The sequence below is a fragment of the Paraburkholderia sp. SIMBA_027 genome, assembly GCF_046535315.1.
Taxonomy (GTDB): domain Bacteria; phylum Pseudomonadota; class Gammaproteobacteria; order Burkholderiales; family Burkholderiaceae; genus Paraburkholderia; species Paraburkholderia tropica.
Window position 1 is genome coordinate 1 of sequence record NZ_JAWRWY010001746.1, and the last position, 230, is coordinate 230.

Genomic DNA, 230 nt, shown 5'->3' on the forward strand with positions numbered 1-230 from the left:
GCCAGTCGGCGGTGGAACGCAGACGCGTGTAATGGGCGAAGTGGCCGATGGCCTTGTCCGGCAGGTGGTGGCCCTCGTCGAAGACGTAGAGCGTGTCGCGCGGGTCCGGCAGCACGGCGCCGCCGCCCAGGGCCAGGTCGGCCAGGACCATGTCGTGGTTGGTTACGATCACATCGACCTTGCCCATGCCTTCGCGGGCCTTGTAGAAGGCGCACTGGCCGAAGTTGGGG

General features: G+C 67.8%; 1 pseudogene. It reads right to left on the reverse strand.

Annotation, left to right across the window (positions count from 1 at the left end):
• A pseudogene (locus SB764_RS45140) lies at nt 1-230 on the reverse strand (ATP-dependent DNA helicase DinG); the annotation flags it as partial.